This window comes from Rhizobium sp. WYCCWR10014 (assembly GCF_001657485.1).
Classification (GTDB): Bacteria; Pseudomonadota; Alphaproteobacteria; order Rhizobiales; family Rhizobiaceae; genus Rhizobium.
Map to the genome: position 1 here is coordinate 1 of NZ_LXFU01000042.1, position 19,434 is coordinate 19,434.

General features: G+C 61.0%; 19 protein-coding genes. 16 read left to right on the forward strand and 3 right to left on the reverse strand.

The genetic code is table 11. From position 1 onward, the window contains the following. The 15 genes from A6U98_RS23080 to A6U98_RS23150 all read left to right on the forward strand — a co-directional run. On the forward strand, window positions 1–508 hold a 508-nt coding region (locus tag A6U98_RS23080; RefSeq protein ID WP_197496429.1), incomplete at its 5' end, for an electron transfer flavoprotein subunit alpha/FixB family protein. Between the two features lie 15 nt (window positions 509–523). Continuing rightward, a complete protein-coding gene (locus A6U98_RS23085; RefSeq protein ID WP_064653096.1) occupies window positions 524–1,219 on the forward strand; it encodes a dimethylsulfonioproprionate lyase family protein in 696 nt (231 codons plus the stop codon). Window positions 1,220–1,372: 153 nt separating this feature from the next. Next, window positions 1,373–2,500, forward strand: coding sequence for an S-(hydroxymethyl)glutathione dehydrogenase/class III alcohol dehydrogenase (locus A6U98_RS23090; protein ID WP_064653098.1), 1,128 nt, complete (start codon window positions 1,373–1,375; stop codon window positions 2,498–2,500). A gap of 3 nt (window positions 2,501–2,503) precedes the next feature. Continuing rightward, window positions 2,504–3,340 (forward strand): S-formylglutathione hydrolase, encoded by an 837-nt coding sequence (gene fghA, locus A6U98_RS23095; RefSeq protein WP_064653100.1) that lies wholly within the window; start codon window positions 2,504–2,506, stop codon window positions 3,338–3,340. 54 nt (window positions 3,341–3,394) lie between these two features. Continuing rightward, window positions 3,395–3,967 (forward strand): S-(hydroxymethyl)glutathione synthase, encoded by a 573-nt coding sequence (gene gfa / locus A6U98_RS23100; RefSeq protein ID WP_064653102.1) that lies wholly within the window; start codon window positions 3,395–3,397, stop codon window positions 3,965–3,967. Window positions 3,968–4,369: 402 nt separating this feature from the next. Next, a complete protein-coding gene (locus A6U98_RS23105) occupies window positions 4,370–5,086 on the forward strand; it encodes a GntR family transcriptional regulator (RefSeq protein WP_064653104.1) in 717 nt (238 codons plus the stop codon). Next, the gene (locus tag A6U98_RS23110) at window positions 5,083–5,994 is read left to right on the forward strand and encodes a dihydrodipicolinate synthase family protein (RefSeq protein ID WP_064653105.1); all 912 of its coding nucleotides are present in this window, start codon (window positions 5,083–5,085) and stop codon (window positions 5,992–5,994) included. The genes A6U98_RS23105 and A6U98_RS23110 overlap by 4 nt, the downstream gene beginning before the upstream one ends. Then, window positions 5,987–7,504 carry an aldehyde dehydrogenase gene (locus A6U98_RS23115; RefSeq protein ID WP_064653107.1) on the forward strand — a complete coding sequence of 506 codons (1,518 nt, stop codon included), beginning with the start codon at window positions 5,987–5,989 and terminating at the stop codon, window positions 7,502–7,504. The genes A6U98_RS23110 and A6U98_RS23115 overlap by 8 nt, the downstream gene beginning before the upstream one ends. Further along, entirely contained in the window at window positions 7,501–8,847 is a 1,347-nt protein-coding gene (locus tag A6U98_RS23120; RefSeq protein ID WP_064653108.1) for an FAD-binding oxidoreductase, read from the forward strand. Before A6U98_RS23115 ends, A6U98_RS23120 begins: the two co-directional genes overlap by 4 nt. Before the next feature lie 79 nt (window positions 8,848–8,926). Then, window positions 8,927–9,778, forward strand: a complete 852-nt coding sequence (locus A6U98_RS23125; protein ID WP_064653110.1) for a glycine betaine ABC transporter substrate-binding protein — start codon at window positions 8,927–8,929, stop codon at window positions 9,776–9,778. A gap of 46 nt (window positions 9,779–9,824) precedes the next feature. Further along, window positions 9,825–10,970 (forward strand): glycine betaine/L-proline ABC transporter ATP-binding protein, encoded by a 1,146-nt coding sequence (locus A6U98_RS23130; RefSeq protein ID WP_064653112.1) that lies wholly within the window; start codon window positions 9,825–9,827, stop codon window positions 10,968–10,970. Window positions 10,971–10,975: 5 nt separating this feature from the next. Then, a complete protein-coding gene (locus tag A6U98_RS23135) occupies window positions 10,976–11,824 on the forward strand; it encodes a proline/glycine betaine ABC transporter permease (RefSeq protein WP_064653114.1) in 849 nt (282 codons plus the stop codon). Then, entirely contained in the window at window positions 11,821–12,672 is an 852-nt protein-coding gene (locus tag A6U98_RS23140) for an ABC transporter permease subunit (RefSeq protein WP_064653116.1), read from the forward strand. Before A6U98_RS23135 ends, A6U98_RS23140 begins: the two co-directional genes overlap by 4 nt. A gap of 16 nt (window positions 12,673–12,688) precedes the next feature. Beyond that, the gene (locus A6U98_RS23145; RefSeq protein WP_064653118.1) at window positions 12,689–13,687 is read left to right on the forward strand and encodes a 4-hydroxyproline epimerase; all 999 of its coding nucleotides are present in this window, start codon (window positions 12,689–12,691) and stop codon (window positions 13,685–13,687) included. 56 nt (window positions 13,688–13,743) lie between these two features. Further along, window positions 13,744–14,754 (forward strand): GlxA family transcriptional regulator, encoded by a 1,011-nt coding sequence (locus A6U98_RS23150; RefSeq protein ID WP_064653120.1) that lies wholly within the window; start codon window positions 13,744–13,746, stop codon window positions 14,752–14,754. Between the two features lie 6 nt (window positions 14,755–14,760). On the opposite strand, the gene A6U98_RS23155 is transcribed toward A6U98_RS23150, so the two are convergent. Genes A6U98_RS23155 through A6U98_RS23165 form a run of 3 tightly spaced genes read right to left on the reverse strand, consistent with a single transcriptional unit; the run spans window position 14,761 to window position 18,423 of the window. Further along, on the reverse strand, window positions 14,761–16,041 hold the full coding sequence (locus A6U98_RS23155; protein ID WP_064653121.1) for a Xaa-Pro peptidase family protein: 1,281 nt from the start codon (window positions 16,039–16,041) through the stop codon (window positions 14,761–14,763). Window positions 16,042–16,088: 47 nt separating this feature from the next. Beyond that, on the reverse strand, window positions 16,089–17,180 hold the full coding sequence (locus tag A6U98_RS23160) for an FAD-binding oxidoreductase (RefSeq protein ID WP_064653123.1): 1,092 nt from the start codon (window positions 17,178–17,180) through the stop codon (window positions 16,089–16,091). Beyond that, complete coding sequence (locus A6U98_RS23165; RefSeq protein ID WP_064653125.1) at window positions 17,170–18,423, reverse strand: aromatic ring-hydroxylating dioxygenase subunit alpha; 1,254 nt, start codon at window positions 18,421–18,423, stop codon at window positions 17,170–17,172. Before A6U98_RS23165 ends, A6U98_RS23160 begins: the two co-directional genes overlap by 11 nt. Window positions 18,424–18,535: 112 nt before the next feature. On the opposite strand from A6U98_RS23165, the gene A6U98_RS23170 reads away from it, so the two are divergent. Then, complete coding sequence (locus A6U98_RS23170; protein WP_064653127.1) at window positions 18,536–19,423, forward strand: LysR substrate-binding domain-containing protein; 888 nt, start codon at window positions 18,536–18,538, stop codon at window positions 19,421–19,423. The last annotated feature ends 11 nt before the right edge of the window (window positions 19,424–19,434 follow it).

Genomic DNA, 19,434 nt, shown 5'->3' on the forward strand with positions numbered 1-19,434 from the left:
CAAAAAGGTGATCACCGTGCGCACCGCATCCTTCGCCTCCGCACCGGAGGGAGGCTCGGCCACGGTCGAGGCAATCCCGGCAGTTTCCGATCCGGGGCTGTCGACCTTCGTCAGGGACGCGCTGTCGGCCTCCGACCGTCCGGAACTGACCTCGGCCAAGATCATCATCTCCGGCGGCCGGGCACTCGGCTCGGCGGAAAAGTTCAGGGAGGTCATCCTGCCGCTCGCCGACAAGCTCGGCGCTGCCGTCGGTGCATCGCGCGCTGCCGTCGATGCCGGCTATGCCCCGAACGACTGGCAGGTCGGCCAGACCGGCAAGGTGGTGGCGCCGCAGCTCTATATTGCCTGCGGCATTTCAGGTGCCATCCAGCATCTGGCCGGCATGAAGGATTCGAAGGTCATCGTTGCCATCAACAAGGACGAGGAGGCACCGATCTTCCAGGTCGCCGACTACGGACTGGTCGCCGATCTCTTCGACGCCCTGCCGGAATTGCAAAAGGCGCTCTAGCGAGGGAGACCGAACGTGGCGCGCCTCGTGGGACGTCCAAACAAACCTGGTTCCGACCTTCTCCTGAACGATGATGAAAAGCCGGCATATATACGGCTGCACGACATCGGGAGGGAGAGGCGCTCTCGGCCGCTGCAGGAATTCCTCAACGATGTCGGCGGGCTGATGCTGTCGGCGGAGGCTCCTGCCGTTGCCAGCTTCGTCGCGGGCAAGGTTCTCCAGAGGCTGCTCAAGACCGGCAAGGTGCGTCCGGAGGGCGGGCCTCTTCCCGGCGCGCCGGAAGGGCTGAATGATGCCATCGGCCATCTAGCAAAATCGGGACGGAAATACGAGGCGATCGCCGGCCAGTTCCAGAGCCTCGCCGATAAGCTGCTCTGGAGACGCGGCCGCTCGGGTCCGTTCGCAAGCCTGAATTTTGGCAACACGCACTCCCACGCGGTCTTGGTCGGTCCCGGCGGCATGGAAGAACGCGCCGATCTCAGGGTCGGCGTGATCTATATGGATCGCTACACACGATTTCCCGATCATGTTCAGACGCAGCCCCGCGCTTTCATTCTGCTTTCGCCGGGTGAAATCTGCCTTGGCAATTCCCAATGGTTCTCTGCCGGTATCGGCACGGTCTTTGCTAACGACGCCGGGCAATCCTTCGCGATAAGATGCACGGCCCGGCCGTTGCTGGCGGTCTGGTGCCAGGTTGAGCGGGAGACGTGATGGGGTCTTTGGCGACAATGGGTCCGAGATGAACAAAAAGCCCGAAAGCGAGAGCTTGAAGTCTCGGCGGTAACGCAGCCAAGCAGATCGGCGACAAGCCGGTCTATCGGAATATGCAGCATCAGAATTCAATTTAAGAGGAAGGATATCAAAATGGACGTTCGCGCCGCCGTAGCCGTTCAGGCAGGAAAACCGCTCGAAGTGATGACCGTGCAGCTGGAGGGGCCGCGAGCCGGCGAAGTGCTGGTCGAGGTCAAGGCGACGGGCATCTGCCACACCGATGATTTCACCCTGTCGGGCGCCGATCCTGAAGGCCTCTTCCCTGCTATCCTCGGCCATGAGGGCGCGGGCATCGTCGTCGATGTCGGTCCGGGCGTCACCTCGGTGAAGAAGGGCGACCATGTCATTCCGCTCTACACCCCGGAATGCCGCGAATGCTATTCCTGCACCTCGCGCAAGACCAATCTCTGCACCTCGATCCGCGCCACCCAGGGCCAGGGCGTGATGCCGGACGGCACCTCGCGCTTCTCGATCGGCAAGGACAAGATCCATCACTATATGGGCTGCTCGACCTTTTCGAACTTCACCGTGCTGCCGGAGATCGCCCTTGCCAAGGTCAATCCCGACGCGCCGTTCGACAAGATCTGCTACATCGGCTGCGGTGTCACGACCGGCATCGGCGCGGTCATCAACACCGCCAAGGTCGAGATCGGCTCGACGGCGATCGTCTTCGGTCTCGGCGGCATCGGCCTCAACGTTCTTCAGGGTCTGAAGCTCGCCGGTGCCGACATGATCATCGGCGTCGATATCAACCCTGACCGCAAGGCCTGGGGCGAAAAGTTCGGCATGACCCACTTCGTCAATCCGAAGGAGGTCGGTGACGACATCGTGCCCTATCTCGTCAACCTGACGAAGCGCCACGGCGACCTGATCGGCGGCGCCGACTACACCTTCGACTGCACCGGCAACACCAAGGTGATGCGCCAGGCGCTGGAATCTTCCCATCGCGGTTGGGGCAAGTCCATCATCATCGGCGTTGCTGGCGCTGGCCAGGAAATCTCCACCCGTCCGTTCCAGCTGGTTACCGGCCGCAACTGGATGGGCACCGCCTTCGGCGGCGCCCGCGGCCGCACCGACGTGCCGAAGATCGTCGACTGGTACATGCAGGGCAAGATCCAGATCGATCCGATGATCACCCACACCATGCCGCTCGAAGACATCAACAAGGGCTTCGAGCTGATGCATTCCGGCAAGAGCATCCGCGGCGTGGTCGTGTACTGAGCCATGAAGACGATCTCGACCGAAAATTCTCATGGCGGCACCCAGGGCGTTTACATCAATCGCTCGGACGCCTGCGACTGCGACATGACCTTTGCGGTATTCCTGCCGCCGCAGGCCAAAGCACGGAAGTTGCCGGTTCTATGGTACCTTTCCGGTCTGACCTGCACCCATGCCAACGTCATGGAAAAGGGAGAGTATCGGCGTCTTGCCGCAGAACTCGGCATCATCATCGTCTGCCCCGACACCAGTCCGCGGGGCGATGCCGTCCCGGACGAACCGGATAATTGGCAGTTCGGCAAGGGCGCCGGCTTCTATGTCGATGCCACCGAGCCGCCATTCGCACAGAACTATCGGATGTACAGCTACGTCGTCGATGAACTGCCGAAGCTTATCGCGGGCGAGTTTCCGGTCGACATGGACCGGCAAGGCATCTTCGGTCACTCGATGGGCGGACATGGCGCGATCACGATTGCGCTCAGGAACCCCGAACGTTTCAGCAGCTGCTCGGCCTTCGCGCCGATCAGCCATCCATCGGTCTCCGGCTGGTCAAAGCCGGCATTCCAGAAATACCTCGGATCGGATGACACGGCCTGGCGGGCATATGATGCCTGCTCGCTGATCGAAGACGGGCACCGGTTCCCGGAATTTCTCGTCGACCAAGGGACGGCGGACAGCTTCCTGGAGGATGGATTGCGCCCCGAAGAGCTCAGGCAAGCCTGCGAGACGGCCGGCATCAGCCTGCGGCTTCGCATGCAGGAAGGCTACGGCCACTCCTACTTCTTCATTTCGACCTTCATGGAAGACCATCTGCGCTGGCACGCGCGGAGATTGGGAGACTGATTGCAGAGCTTGGCCGGGCATATCGCAAGCGGCCCAGAAGGGGAGGAGAAACCCATGACCAGCATAGCCATACATCCGGCAGTGGATTCAGGCTTTCGGGCGACTGACGCTGCTTTCGCAGGCGGGACGCTCGTCTGCAAGTGCGCCAGCAATCCCGTGAAGGTAAAAATCAAGAGCGATATCGCCCACAATCATGCCTGCGGCTGCACGAAGTGCTGGAAGCCCGAAGGTGCAGTCTTTTCGGTCGTGGCGGTCGCTCCAACCGAAAGTGTCGAAGTTCAGGAGAATGGCGACAAGCTCGCCGTCGTCGATTCCACAGCCTTGATCCAGCGCACCGCCTGCAAGGAATGCGGCGTGCATATGTATGGGCCGGTCGTGCGCGAACATCCGTTCCAGGGATTGTCGTTCATCCATCCGGAACGCTTTCAGGAAAGCGGCTGGGCGAAGCCGGGCTTTGCCGCCTTCGTGTCGTCGATCATCGAAAGCGGCTTCGACCCTGCTAAGATGGACGCCGTCAGGGCGCAGTTGAGGACATCAGGCCTCGAGCCTTACGATTGCCTAAACCCTGGCCTTATGGACTACATCGCAACCTGGACCGCCAAGAAAAGCGGCGCCCTGGCCGCGTGACGGACTCCGGGGGGCGCCAGGTCGGCGCTCCCCGACACGCCGCCCCTATCCGGATATCGAGATACGCCGTGATGGCCGTGCGCCGGCTTGCCGGCGGCTCAGGCTTCCGAGGCCTGATGATCAACGTCGATGCGCACTGCATCAACCTCGATTGCAGAGAAATTCTCACCGACCTGCCACCATAATCCGCCTGGAAAGAGACTTCGCGATGGCCGCCGCCGCGGAGCGCCGATCATGGCTCGCGTTTTGAAATGACGCCCAACGGGCATCGGGACCGCCTTGCCTGGAATTATTGTGTATTTAAGAAATATCAATTGTGTACCCAAAGTACACAATTGTTGACTCGTCCTGGGCGGCGTGCCATCTTCACGGCGTAGAGCAACCAGCGGCCGGAGAGCGACGATGGCAAAGACACCCAAGAGCAATCTCTACGAAGATCTGAAACGGCAGATTCTGACGATGGAGCTGGACCCGGACGCCGATCTGGACGAGGCCAGTTTGAGCGAAAAATACGGGGTCTCCCGGACGCCGGTCCGCGACATATTCCGGCGCCTTGCCGGTGAGGGCTATATCGACATCCGCGAGAATAGGGGTGCGCGGGTCATCCCGATGAACCACTCCACCCTGCGGAATTTCTTTCTCGTCGCACCGATGATCTATGCGGCGATCGGCCGTCTCGCCGTACAGAATTTCAAGCCTGTCCAGCTTTTAGACCTGAAGCAGACCCAGGAGCGGTTCCGCGCCGCCAGCGAGAACATGGACGCTCTGGCGATGGTCCTCGAGAACAATCGCTTTCACGAAATTTTCGGCGAGATGTCGGGCAACGTCTATCTGCAGCCGAGCCTGGGCCGCCTGCTCATCGATCATGCGCGTATCGGCCACACCTTCTTCCGGCCGAGGAACGAAGACATGAAGCGGCGGCTTCAAGTGGCCGTCGGCCATCATGACAGCTTCATCGATGCACTCGGCGCTCAGGACGAGAATGCCGTCGTCGACCTCGTCTTCGAACACTGGGAACTGTCCCGCGAGAACATGGAAATGTTCATCGCTCCGCAAGGCCTCAAGGCGGACGCCTTCCTCGGCGGCCCCGCCACCCAACTCCTGGAGAAATCGTCGTGAAGTTTGAGGGGATCTATACGCCGGCGGTGACGCCGCTTGATCAGAATGGCCAAATCGACAGGGCTGGATTTGCCGCGGTGCTCGAGTCGCTGATCGAGGCGGGCGTCCACGGCATCATCGTCGGCGGCTCGACGGGCGAATACTACGCCCAGAGCAGCCAGGAGCGTTTTGAACTCGCGGCCTATGCGAGGGAGGTCATCGGCACGCGGCTGCCACTCATTATCGGAACCGGCGCCACACGGACCGAAGATTCGGTCGAATACGCAAAGGCGGCGAAGGAAATCGGCGCGGATGCAATTCTGGTGTCGTCACCGCCATACGCGCTGCCGACCGAGCGTGAGAACGCGGTCCACGCCCTGACCGTCGACCGTGCGGCGAACCTGCCGATCATGCTCTACAACTATCCGGCCCGCATGGGCGTGGTGATGGGCGAGGAGTATTTCTCCCGCCTCGGCAAATCCAGGAACGTGATCGCCATCAAGGAAAGCTCCGGCGATATGGGCAATCTGCACCTGCTTGCCCGGAAATTTCCGCATATTGCGCTGTCTTGCGGCTGGGACGACCAGGCGCTCGAATTCTTCGCATGGGGTGCGAAGAGCTGGGTCTGCGCCGGCTCCAATTTCCTCCCGCGCGAACACGTCGCCCTCTACGAAGCCTGCGTCCTCGAAAAGAACTTCGACAAGGGCCGCGCGATCATGACGGCGATGCTGCCGCTCATGGATTTCCTGGAATGCGGGAAGTTCGTCCAATCGATCAAGCACGGATGCGAGTTGATCGGGCTGAATGTCGGATCGGTCCGCGCGCCGCTGCGTCCGCTCAACTCCGAAGAAAAACGAACCCTCCAGACCGTCGTCGCCACGTTGAAGTGCACGGTTGGCCAGATCACCTCGGGAGCAAATCATGCATGAACCTTTGACCGCCTCCGAATACAAGGCGATCGCCGCCAGCCTTCAGTTTCCGACGAATGCCTTCGTCGACGGCGCATTTCGACCGGCCAATTCCGGGAAGACGTTCACCTCGACGAACCCCGCGACGGGCGAGGTTCTCGCCGAGATTGCCGCATGCGATGCCACCGATGTCGACGCCGCCGTCGCCAAGGCAAAGCAAGCCTTCGACGACGGCCGCTGGCGGCTGCGTTCGCCGGGCGAACGCAAGGCGGTGCTCCTCAAGCTCGCCAGGCTGCTGGAGGACAATCGTCATGAGCTCGCCGTCATGGAGAGCCTCGACAGTGGCAAGCCGGTCGGCGAATGCCAGACGGTCGATGTTCCCGACACCATTCATACGATCCGTTGGCACGCCGAACTGATCGACAAGCTCTATGACAACACCGCTCCTGTCGGCGCCAACGCACTGACGATGATCGTGCGTGAGCCGGTCGGCGTCGTCGGATGCGTGCTTCCGTGGAATTTCCCGCTTTTGATGCTGGCCTGGAAGATCGGCCCGGCGCTCGCTGCCGGCTGCTCGGTTATCGTCAAGCCTGCACAGGAGACGACGCTCACAACGCTGCGCGTCGCCGAGCTCGCCCATGAAGCGGGCATTCCAGCCGGCGTGTTCAATGTCGTGACCGGCGGCGGCAAGGAGGTCGGCGAACCGATCGGCATGCACATGGATGTCGATATGGTGGCCTTCACCGGATCGACGCCCACCGGCCGGCGCTTCCTGCGCTATGCAGCGGATTCGAATCTCAAGCGCGTCGTGCTCGAATGCGGCGGCAAGAACCCCGCGGTCGTTCTCGACGACGCCGAAGACCTGGACCTCGTTGCCGAGCAGGTCGTCAACGGCGCCTTCTGGAACATGGGCGAGAACTGCTCGGCCACGTCGCGTCTCATCGTCCATTCCAGGGTCAAGGACGAGCTGCTGAAGCGCATCGGCGCCTATATGCGCGAATGGAAGACGGGCGATCCGCTGGACCCTGCAAACCGCATCGGCGCGCTTGTCAGCAAGGCCCATTTCGAGAAGGTGAAATCCTTCCTCGACGACGCCAGGAAGGAGAAGCTGACGGTCACCCATGGCGGTGAAACGCATGGCGGCATCTTTATCGAACCGACAGTGGTCGAGGGTGTTACGCCTGCCAGCCGTCTTTTCCAGGAAGAGATCTTCGGGCCGGTGCTGTCTGTTACCACCTTCAATTCGCTTGCCGAAGCAATCACTCTTGCCAACGACACGAATTACGGACTGACGGCGTCCGTCTATACCGGCAGCCTGAGGAACGCCATCAAGCTCTCGCGCGAGATCCGCGCCGGCGTCGTCACCGTCAACTGCTTTGGAGAAGGCGACGCCAGCACGCCGTTCGGCGGCTACAAGGAGTCCGGGTTCGGCGGCCGCGACAAGTCGGTCTTCGCCCACGACAATTACTGCGAACTGAAGACCATCTGGATCGACGTCTCGGAACGCTCGGTCGACGAGACCATCCGATGATCCAGAAGTCGGTCAAACGTTTGCCTGTTGAGAATGGCGTCTCGGGCTGGGAGGCGGTCAGCCAACGCCCTTTCCCGGTCCGGACCCTCGACGGCGATGTGACCGCGGACTGGCTGATCGTCGGCGCGGGGTTTGCTGGCCTCTCGGCGGCCCGCCGTCTTCTCGAACTTCGGCCGGATGACAAGATCGTCATCCTCGATGCGAGCGAAGTGGGGAAGGGGACGTCGGGCCGAAATTCCGGCTTCATGATCGACGTTCCGCACAACCTTTCAGGCGGGGAGTATTCGAATGGAGAGGCGGAAGCCACTCGGCTGGAGATGGCCCAGAACCGCTCAGCGATAGGCTTTGCCGCGCAAGCGGCGGAGGAATACGGGATGTCGCGCGCGACATTCGACCCGGCGGGCAAGATCAACGCCGCGGCCACCGCTCGTGGCATGAGGCTCAACCGGAGCTTCGGAGAATCCCTGAGGGGCGCTGGAGAGAATTATACGTTTCTCGACGCGAAAGAGATGCGGGAGATCACCGCATCGGATTACTACACCGGCGGGCTTTACACGCCCGGAGCGGTGCTTATCCAGCCCGCCGATTACATCCGCTCTTTTGCGGCGGGCCTGTCGGGCAGGGTCAGTATCTTCGAGCGTTCTCCTGTCACTTCACTCAAGCAAGACAGCGGCACCTGGGCCGCCATGACAAACCGAGGGAAGGTCAGTGCTCCAAAGGTGATCCTCGGGGTCAATGGCCACATCGACGATTTCGGGCACTATCGCGGCCGCCTGATGCACATCTTTGCCTATGCCTCGATGACAGCGCCGTTTCCAGCAAACGACTTCGGCCAGAAAGCCTCGGGGCAGGACAAGTGGGCGCTGCTCCCGGCAGATGCGATGGGCGCTACGATTCGCAAGATTACCTCCGCTGGCCAGTCGAGGATCGTAATCCGCACGAAGTACACCTACGAGAGCAAGCTGGAGGCGTCGGACTGGCGCATGGGCAAGATGGCCAAGGCCCATCGAGACGCGCTCGACGCGCGGTTCCCGGGTCTCGCCGATGTCCCTTTCGAACATAGTTGGGCAGGTCGTCTGTGCCTCAGCCGGAACCACGTGCCCGCCTTCGGCGAGATCGAAGCAGGACTGTTTTCCGCATGCTGCGAAAACGGGCTTGGAACGGTCAAGAGCACGCTCGCCGGCATGATGGCGGCGGAACTGGCGACCCGAACGGCCTCCCGGCATCTCGAACAATACATGGATCACCCTGAGCCTTCGAGGCTCCCGCCGGAGCCGTTCGCCTGGCTGGGCATCAACGCGATGATCCGTTTGCAGGAATTGCGTGCAGGCCGCGAGGGATGATCCCTCGGCCCGCGCAATATGAAGACTGCCCGCTCGCAGACTTCAATGAGAATGGGAACGTAAAACAGGAGTAAGAACAATGAAAAATTTGTGGAGGGCGCTCTGCGCCGCTGCGATGATCGGGGTCAGCATCCTTCCTGCTCGCGCGGAAGAAAAGATGATCACCATGGGTACGATGTCCTGGGAGGACCTGACGCCCATCACCGGTATCACCAAGAAGGTTCTCGAAGACGCCGGCTATACGGTCAAGGTGACCGAGTTCTCCGAGTGGGGCATCGCCTATGCCGCTCTCGCCAAGGGTGACATCCAGGTTCTCAGCTCGCAGACGGACTATGTTGCGCAGGACTACTGGGACAAGAACAAGAACCGCCTCGAAAAGATTTCGCCCGTTTCGCACGGCCTCTATCAGGGCGTTGCGGTTCCCAAATATGTCCCGATCGACTCGCTGGAACAGCTCAATGAAAACGCCGACAAGTTCAGCGGCAAGATCATCGGTATCGAACCGGGTTCCGGCCTGATGCGCGATACCTCGAACGCAGTCAAGGACTACGGCCTCAAGCTCCAGCTCGTCGAAGGCAGCACCGCCGCGATGACGGCGGCGCTGAAGTCCGCCTATGATCGCAAGGAGTGGATTGCGGTGACGATCTGGGAGCCGTCCTGGATGGTTCAGAAGTACGAGGTCAAGTACCTCAAGGACCCGAAGGGCGTATTCCCGCCGCCGCAGAGCTACTACTGGATCGGCCACAAGGGCTTCTCTGAAGAGAACCCGCATGCGCGTGAAGTAATGGCCAGCGTTTACGTACCGATCGCCGACATCACCGCCATCAACGGCGCGGTCAATGAAGGCAAGACCATGGACCAGGCCGTGCAGGATTGGATCGGCGCGCATGCCGACCTGATCAAGCGCTGGGAAAACATCAAGAAGAACTAAACGCGTCGTGGCCGTCCGATCCGTCGGGCGGCCACCCTGAAACCTAATGAAGAAGCCAGCGCCGAATGGCTCAAAGGGGATCGCTATGAAAACCATAAATGCCGATATCAATGATGTCCTGATCGACTGCCAATCCCTTTGGAAAGTCTTCGGTGACAAGTCCGCCGCGGCAATGAAGTCGATCAAGGAGCGCGGCCTCGGCAAAAAGGAGGTGTTGAAGGAGTTCAACTGCGTCGTCGGCGTGTCCGACGCGAGCATTGAGGTCCGGCGCGGCGAAATCTTCTGCATCATGGGATTGTCGGGAAGCGGAAAATCGACGCTCATCCGCCTTCTCAACAAGCTGATCACGCCGAGCTCTGGGAAAGTCCTCGTCAAGGGACGCGACCTCGCCGCCCTGTCGCCGGTCGATCTCCGGCAGATGCGCGCTAGGAACATCGGCATGGTGTTTCAGAGCGTCGCTCTGTTGCCGCATCGCACAGTCCTGGAAAATGCAGCCTTCGGCCTCGAGGTTCAGGGAATTGCCAAGCCGGAGCGAAACAAGACCGCCGTTGCAGCGCTCGAGAAGGTCGGCCTCGCCGACTGGGTGAATCGATATCCGAACGAGCTTTCCGGCGGCATGCAGCAACGCGTCGGGCTCGCCCGCGCACTCGCTTCCGACCCCGAGATCATTCTGATGGACGAGCCGTTCAGCGCGCTCGATCCACTCATCCGGCGTCAGCTTCAGGACGAATTCCGGCAACTGACGAAAGCCTTGGGCAAGTCCGCGGTCTTCATCACCCATGATCTCGACGAGGCGATCCGGATCGGCGACCGCATTGCGATCATGAAGGACGGCGTCATCATCCAGACCGGCACGGCCGAGGAGATCATCCTCAACCCGGCGGATGCCTATGTCGCCGAATTCGTCGCCGGCATATCCCGCCTCCATCTGATCAAGGCGCATTCCGTCATGCGCAGCGTCGCCGAATTCCATGAGAGCGCGCCGAATTCCGACATCGCGTCGCTGGCGCGCACGACGCCGGATGCCGACATCGACGAACTCATCACATTGACGATGCAGTCGGAGCGAGATGCCATCGCCGTCGTCGACAATGATCAGATCGTCGGCGTGGTCACGCCCCGCAGCCTCCTGATGGGCGTCAAGGGGACGTCCACCCACGATCTCACGGCGGCGTCCCACAACTGGAGCTGATTGACATGGATAGTTCAGGCTTCACCGATCTTTTTGATGAATGGACGGACGCCGCGCTCGAGTGGGTGAGCGACAACGGCGAATTCCTTTTCGATTCCATCAGACAGGTTCTCGAAGGGCTCTATGACGGGATCCTCTGGCTCCTGCAGTTTCCGCCTTTCTACCTGGTCGCGCTGATCGTGGCGCTCGTCGGCTGGCGACTGGTCAATATCTGGTTCGCCGTGCTCAGCGGCGCGGCACTGGCGCTTTGTTTTTCCATGGGGCTCTGGCCGGAGACGATGAGCACCCTGGCGCTGGTATTGACCGCGACCGCACTCGCCCTGGTGATCGGCATCCCGATCGGCATTGCCGCCGGCTTCTTCCCCGCCCTCGATCAATTCATGGAGCCCGGCCTGGATCTGATCCAGACACTTCCGCCATACATCTACCTGCTGCCGGCGATCGCCCTGCTCGGCTACGGCCCGGCGACGGCATTGATCGCGACCGTGATCGTCGCCGTGCCGCCGGCAATCCGCCTGACGTCTCTCGGTATCCGGATGACGCCCAGGGAGTTCATCGAGCTTGGAGAGGCGCTGGGGATCAGACCGGCGCAGATGTTCTTCAAGATCCGCCTTCCCTTCGCGCTGCCAAGCATCATGGCAGGGATCAACCAGAGCCTGATGATGGCCTTCGGCATGGTCGTCATCGCAGGCATCGTCGGTTCCGGCGGGCTCGGCGAGACGATCTACGGCGCGATCAGAACGCTCGACATCGCGACATCTATCAATGGCGCGATCGCCATCGTGGTTCTGACCATGGTGCTTGACCGAATAACCCAGAGCGCGGCTCGCTTGGGAACAGGGAGGAAGTCATGAACCCGTCCATCCTGCAGTTTTCGCCCGGTGCTTTCCTGGCGCCGTCAGTCGATTGGCTCAACACCAACCTTCATCCGCTGTTTGCGGCGATCACCTATCTGATCGAAGCTGTTCTTTCCGGATTCGAAGCGGCCCTCCTCTTCGTGCCGCCCTATGGGCTTATCGCGATCGTCGTCATCCTGGCATTCGTCGCCGTCGGTCCGCGCGCCGCGATCCTTGCGGGGCTTTGCCTGGGGTTTTGTCTCCTCATGGGGCTGTGGACGGCATCGATGCAGACCCTCTCTCTGGTCACCGTCGCGGTCATGATCTCCGTGCTCATCGCCTTCCCGATCGGCGTCCTGTGCTCGCGCCACAAGACATTGGAGGCGATGGTTCGTCCGGTTCTCGACGTGATGCAGACCGTGCCGCCGTGGGTCTATCTCATTCCAGCAGTCATGATCTTCAGCCTTGGACGTGTGCCGGCAATCATCGCCACCATCGTCTATGGCATTCCGCCGATGCTTCGCCTGACCACTTTGGCGTTCAACCAGGTGCCGAGAGAATTCGTGGAACTCGGCAGCGCCATCGGCGCGCCGCCTCGTTCGGTGCTTTGGAAGATCGAGATCCCCTTGGCCAGGCAGACACTCCTGGTCGGGCTCAACCAATGCATCCTTCTGTCGCTGGCGATGGTCGTATTGGCGGGTCTCGTCGGTGCCGGCGGTCTCGGCGCGGAAGTGACGCGCGGCCTGACGCGCATGGAGATGGGGCTTGGCCTGCGGGCGGGCCTGGCGATCGTCGCAGTCGCCCTTCTGCTCGACCGGCTGTCCCGCGGCCTGCTCGACCGTAACAGGCTGCCGAAGACAAGATGAGCAAGGACACCAAAAGATGAGAAACAGCTTCTTCTGCATCGACGCGCATACGTCAGGAAATCCCGTGCGCCTTGTCGCCGGAGGCGGACCGCTGCTTCCGCATGCGCCGATCAGTGAGCGTCGGGAGATTTTTGTCCGGGATCACGACTGGGTGCGCAAGGCGCTGATGTTCGAGCCAAGGGGGCATGACATCATGTCGGGGGCGATCATCTATCCAGCCTACCGGGAGGATTGCGATTTTGCCGTTCTTTTCATCGAAGTGAGCGGCTGCCTGCCGATGTGCGGCGCCGGCACCATCGGCGTCGTGACCGCCGCGATCGAGGAGGGGCTCGTCAAGCCGCGGGTGCCGGGAAGGGTTGCCATCGAGACGCCTGCGGGAAGGGTCGATGTCACCTATGAGGAAAAGGGCGGATATGTCGAATCCGTTCGTCTCCACAATGTTGCAAGCTATCTGCACGAGGCGGATGTCGAGGTCGATGTGCCGGGAATGGGCCGCCTGCGCGTCGATATATCCTATGGCGGCAACTATTATGCGGTCATCGAACCGCAAGAAAACTGGAGTGGGCTCGACGGCATGACCGCATCGGATATCGTCGGCTGCAGCCAGAAGCTCAGGTCAGCGCTTGCCGAAATTTGCGATCCCGTTCATCCCGACGATCCGAGAATTCGCGGCGTGCATCACGCCATCTGGTGTGACCGCCCCGTGAACGACACCTCGGATGGGCGTTGCGCGGTCTTCTATGGCGAGAAGGCCATCGATCGCTCGCCGGGCGGCACTGGCACTTCCGCCCGCATGGCCCAGCTCTATGGGAAGGAACGGCTTACCGTCGGGTCGAGATACCGGCATGAAAGCCTCATCGGAACCGTCTTCGAGGGCCGGGTCGAAGCCAAGGCACGCATTGGGCCCTATAGCGGTATTCTTCCCAGCATCGGAGGCTGGGCACGCGTCATCGGACACAACACCATTTTCGTTGACGATCGGGATCCGCTGGCGCATGGCTTTCAGATCCGATGAGCGCGTTTGCGTCTGAAAAGACAGACGGCGCGGAAAGAGCCGGCAAGGAGATGACTATGCGACCTGAGCAGCATCGACAGGCAGACGCCGACGCGAAGTCGGCTGGCCGGCTCAAGGTCGGCTTCGTTCTGGCGCGATCGTTCACGCTGTCCGCCTTTGCGCTCTTCGTGGACACGCTGCGGCTTGCCAGCGACGAGCAGGATCGTTCCGGGAGGGTCCTTGCTGACTGGCAGGTGATCGGCAGCACGAGGCACTTGATCACCGCGAGTTGCGGCGTCCAGGTTGCTCCGACATCCGATTTCGTCGATCCGTCGAGGTTCGACTACATCGTCGTCGTCGGCGGCCTTCTGACGGTGGAGAACCCTGTCGACCAGCAGACCATCGCTTTTCTCAAGCAGGCGGACGCCAAGAAGGTGCCGCTGATTGGCGTGTGCACGGGTTCGTTCATCCTTGCTGCGGCAGGTCTGATGAAGCGGCACGATTCCTGTGTGAGCTGGCTGCATTACAAGGAGTTTCGGGAGCGGTTTCCCGACCTTAGCGTTCGGTCCGACCGGCTCTTCAATCTCGATCGCCAGCGCGGATCGTGCGCCGGCGGCAGCAGTTCCGCCGACATGGCGGCGTTGCTGGTCAGGAAATATATCAGCCGCGACGCCGAACGAAATGCGCTGGAGGTCCTTCAGATCGAAAAGGCCCGGACTTCAGCGGACATACAGCCCCGGCGTCCGCTCTACGACAACTATGACGACGCCCGCGTCAAGGCGGCGATGATTACGATGGAACAGTTCGTCGATGGCAGCATGTCTATACAGAAGCTTGCCGCCACGGTTGGCCTGTCAAGGCGGCAACTGGAGAGGATCTTCATCGACAAGACGGGAATGTCTCCTGCCAAGGCCTATAATCGTGTTCGCATGGAGCGGGCGAAATCGATCCTGGCCCAGTCGAAGGCGCCACTGATCGAGATCGCGCTGGATGTCGGCTTTGAAAATGCCTCGCAGTTCACGCGAACCTTCAAACGCACATTCGGGCAGACCCCCTCACAGCATCGTGCCGCTTCGAGAACGCATTGAGCTTATTCAGATATCCTCCCACGGAAAGGTGTCCAGCCGCTCCGCGCCCCTTGCCGTGATCAGAGCCTGGGTTTCAAGCTTGATGCTTTCAGATCCGGCTTCGGCTATCAGGCTCTCGACGTTGAGCACCATGCCCTCCTCGATGAGGCCGCTGAATTCAGGGTCGAAATCCGGATGCAGAAGGATCCCTGGCCATTCGTCCGCCATTCCGGTTCCGTGCAGAGCAAGGGTGTATCGATAAGGCTGGTATTTCTCCGGAATCCGCCACGACAGCGCGTTGAACTCTTCAAACGTCATGTCGGGCTTCAGGATGGCGAGGTTGTGCTCGATCTGATCCCTGGCGGCGGCGTAGAGTTGCTTCTGCTTGGCGTTCATCGCGACGTGCCCTGCTGTCCACGAGCGCGAGAGGTCGGCGCAATAGCCGTAGGGTCCGATCATATCGGTGTCGAAGGATATCATCTCCCCGCGTTTGACCACATAGTCCGAACATTCCTGATACCAGGGGTTCGTTCTGGGGCCTGCGGTCAGGAGCTTGGTCTCGAGCCACTCGCCGCCACTACGTGCGTTTTCGAAGTGAAGCTCGGCCCAGATCTCTCTTTCGGTGCGGCCGGGCTCGGATGCCTCGTACATCCGCGCCATGCCTGCTTCGCAGACACGGATCGTCCATCTCATCAGCTCGATTTCGTCAGCGCTTTTGATGGATCGCGCCCGCTCGGCCAGCTCCTGACCGTCTAAGAGCATGAAGCCGCGTTCCCGCAATTCGAACGCGCCGGCGGGTTCGAGCTTGTCCACCGCCACGCGCTTGTTGCCGCCGTTGCTCTTTATGAGGTCCGCGACTTCCTCGGCCCAGGCTTTCAGCCGGGGTTCCATAAGGTTCCCGGCCGTGAAGAATATCCATGACTTCGCCGGCCGGATCTCGTCGATGCCGGGAAGCTCGTCATTGACATGTTCGGCGCCTTCGAATTCGAAAAGCATGGCCGGACCATCGGCCAGGATCAGAGCGTAGCGCGAGGCGTTGTGCATCGTCCAGATGCTCATATTCGATGAATCGAAGGCATATCGGATGTTGACGGGATCGTAGAGGAGCAGGGCGCCGCAATCCCATTCGCGCATCTTCGTGCGCAGGCGCTCCAGACGATAGCGGCGAGCCAGATCGAGCGTCGTGGCCGGCAAAGGACTGATAAGAGGCCGATCCGCTCCCTCGGGATTGAGATATGCCTGCTTTCGCTCATCCTTGAAGACCGTCGGGCCGGTCAGCTCGGCGGAAACGCTTTCCTCTCGCAACATTTCAGTGAATCCCTGTTGTCGGTGAATGACGCGACGTTACCGGACGCTCAGCGCTCGATGACGAGATCGCTAAGCGGCTTGGAGCAGCAGGGCAGGAAGAAGCCGGCGTCGATTTCCCTCTGACGAATTCCGCCATTGTGGTTCATGTCGACCGTACCTGACGTAAGCTTCGACTTGCAGGTGCCGCACACGCCATTCGCGCAGGACGATGGGATCCTGACGCCTGACTTCTTCGCGCATGAGAGCACGCTCTGGTCGCCGGCGACGTCGATGCTGCGGGCCTGTTTCGAGAAGGTGACCTGAAAGACCTTGGCAGCTGCCTCATGAACCGCGGGGATCTCGGGTTCGTCGATGACCGCGGCGTCGAAGCTTTCCTCCAGGTAGTTCGAGCCGGCGACACCGAGTTCGGCGGCAATGCCGCGCGCGGCGGCCATGAACGGGGCGGGGCCGCAGCACATCACGGTTCGCTCGGCGATATCGGGAACCGCAAGCCGCATGTAGTCTTTCGAAATACGACCGGTCAGACCGGGCCAGGACGGCTCGCCGGCCACGGTCTCCGGGAGGAAATGCAGGCGAAGGCCTTTCAGCCTGCGGGCGATGCAGGCCAGTTCGTCGCGAAAGATCAGATCCTGCGGCGTCCGGCCGGCATGCATGAAGACGACCTCGGCGGGTTCGCAACTGTCCGCGATCTCACGCAGGATGGACATGACGGGGGTAATGCCGGAACCGCCAGACAGCAGCAGAAGCTTCGGTTTCGACGTCGCGGGCCTGACGAAGTGGCCGAGCGGGCCGTTCGCCTTGACGGTCGCCCCGGGGGCCAGGGTGTCATGAAGCCAGTTGGAGATCTTTCCGCCGGGAACGCGCTTCACCGTCACGGAGAAGGCGTTCGTCCGATGCGGCGAGGAGGAGATGCTGTAGCACCTGTTTTCAGCGTCTCCATTGTGTTCCAGGTCGAACAGGAAGTACTGCCCCGCCTTGAATGCGAACCGTTTGCCCTGATGGGAGGCGAAGGTGAACGTCTTGACGTCATGGGTTTCCTGCTGCACGTCAAGGCAGACGAGCGTGTCGTCTTCTTCAGGGTTCCAGACGTCGTCAAGGACGGCCCTGGCTGCGGGCGTCTGCGGGCTCCTAGTATCCATGGGCGCGCATCCGGTCGATGTACCAGCTGGCGAACTTGTCGAGGTTCGTCTCGGAAAAGCGGGAGTAGGGCCCCGGCTGATATGCCGGGTCAAGAGCGCCTGCATGCGAGCGCGCGACCAGATCGGCGTCCTGGTCCGTCGTCGCGACCCAGACATCCGTCAGCTTGTCGAGATCGTAATCCACGCCTTCGACGGCGTCCTTGTGGACCAGCCACTTGGTTCTCACCAGCGTCTTGCCCGCCGAGAGCGGAATGACGGTTGCCACCACCGCATGGTCGCCCATGAAGTGGTTCCAGCTGTTGTGGCCCCAAAGATGCGTGTCGCCGAGATCCTTGCGGGTCATCTGCCCGAGAAGCTTGGAGGATGCGGCGGTGGCGTCGTGGGTCTGGGATTCACCGGCGCCTGCGATGATCAGTCGCTGGGTGCGGAAATTGGTGGCGCAGTCGGCGAGTTGTTCGACGGCAGCCGAGGGAAAGCCGTCAGCCTCCCACGCCTTGGTCCGTTCTTCATACAGCCTGAAATGCTCCTCGGCCTGTTCGCGATCCTCCGGGCTCAGCGTTTCGGGGTCGAAGCCGAAGTCGAGATCGACGAAGGAGACGCAAAGCTCCGGATGGTTCGCGGAGCAATGGTAGCATTCGCGATTGTTTTCCATCGTGAGCTTCCAGTTGCCATCCTCGATGACGTCAGTTTGGAAGGCGATCTTTGCGTTCCGGATGTCGTAGGGGGCGAGGCGCTCGACCATGGCCTGTTCGAGGATGGCGATGTCCTCGGGTGGATTGTCGGAGAGACAGACATAAATCAGTCCGCCGATCGACTTGAACGTGACGGGCTTGAGGCTGCGACATTCCTTGTCGAAGTCTTTCCCCATGTGAGGCGCGTAGCTGAGCTCACCCGTCAGTTCGTATGTCCAGGTGTGATAGGGACAGACGAGTTTTGAGACGATCGTCTTGCCCGGATCGAGAAGGCGGGAGCCTCGATGGCGGCAGACATTGTGCAGGACGCGAATTTCGCCGTCGTCGTCACGCAGAAGGATGAGGCTTGTCTTGCCGATATCGACGACCGTCGCGTCACCTGCTTCGGGAACATCGCAATCGAGACCGACACAGATCCAGTGATTGTGGAAGAAGACGTCGATGTCCGCTTCGAACACGTCTTCCCTGACGTAAAGACCGGCCGGCAGGGAGTGACCGTTGGCACGAGCGTCGAGAAGGGCAGAAATGGAAGATGGGAGCTTGTTTAGCATCAGAACCTCTTATGCGAGAGTTTCCCGAGATTGCCCTTGCAGCGCCGCTGTTTCAACGGCATAAAAAATTAGGTTCGCATAAGTTTTTGTCATGCGTTGAGGGGGGTCTGTGATGCACTTTAGAAGACGGATCCCATCGCTGACGGCACTGGTGACCCTGGAGGCGGTGCTCAGAAAGAAGAGCTTCACCACGGCTGCGACCGAATTGGGTGTTACCCAGGCGGCGGTCAGCAGGCAGATTGCATTGCTGGAGGAGGAGTTCGGCCAGCCCTTATTCGTGCGCAAGCATCGGGCGATCGAGCCGACAGCGGCATGCATCAACCTCGGAGCCACGCTGGCCAAGAGCTTTGCCGATATTGCCGAGAGCGTGGAAGCGCTCCAGTCACGCAGCCAGGACGTGTTGACCATAGGAGCGACCGTTGCATTCTCTTCCTTCTGGCTGCTGCCGCGGCTGGCCGAATTCCGCCGGGCGAACCCCGGCATTCTGGTGCGGGTGATATCCCAGGACAGCCCGATCGCTCTCGACGACGGAGAAGTCGATGTGGCGATTCGATATGGTGTGCCACCCTTCAGCGATAGCACCGTCATCGCCTCGCATGGCGACGTTATCTGCCCCGTCTGCTCTCCCGACTATCTCAGGCGTCGCGGAGATGGCCCGCTGGTCTCTGCCGACGAATTCATCGAAACGGACGTTCTCGATCGCTCCTGGTATAGCTGGGCGCAGTGGTTTTCGCTCACCGGGGCCAACCTCGAGATAAAGCCGTCGCTTCGGTTCAACCACTACACCGAAACCATCGCAGCCGCGCGCGCAGGGCAAGGAATTGCATTGGGATGGCGTATGCTGGTGGGCACCTTTCTGGAAGATGGAACCCTCGTGCAGGTCGACGGCGCCGAGCTTGCCGCGGAGGATCGTTACAACGTGATCGTGCCCGTCAAAGCCAAGCGAAGCAACGCACGCGACCTTGCCGCCGCCTGGCTGACGGCATCATTGCACGGTTGATCGAAGCGTAG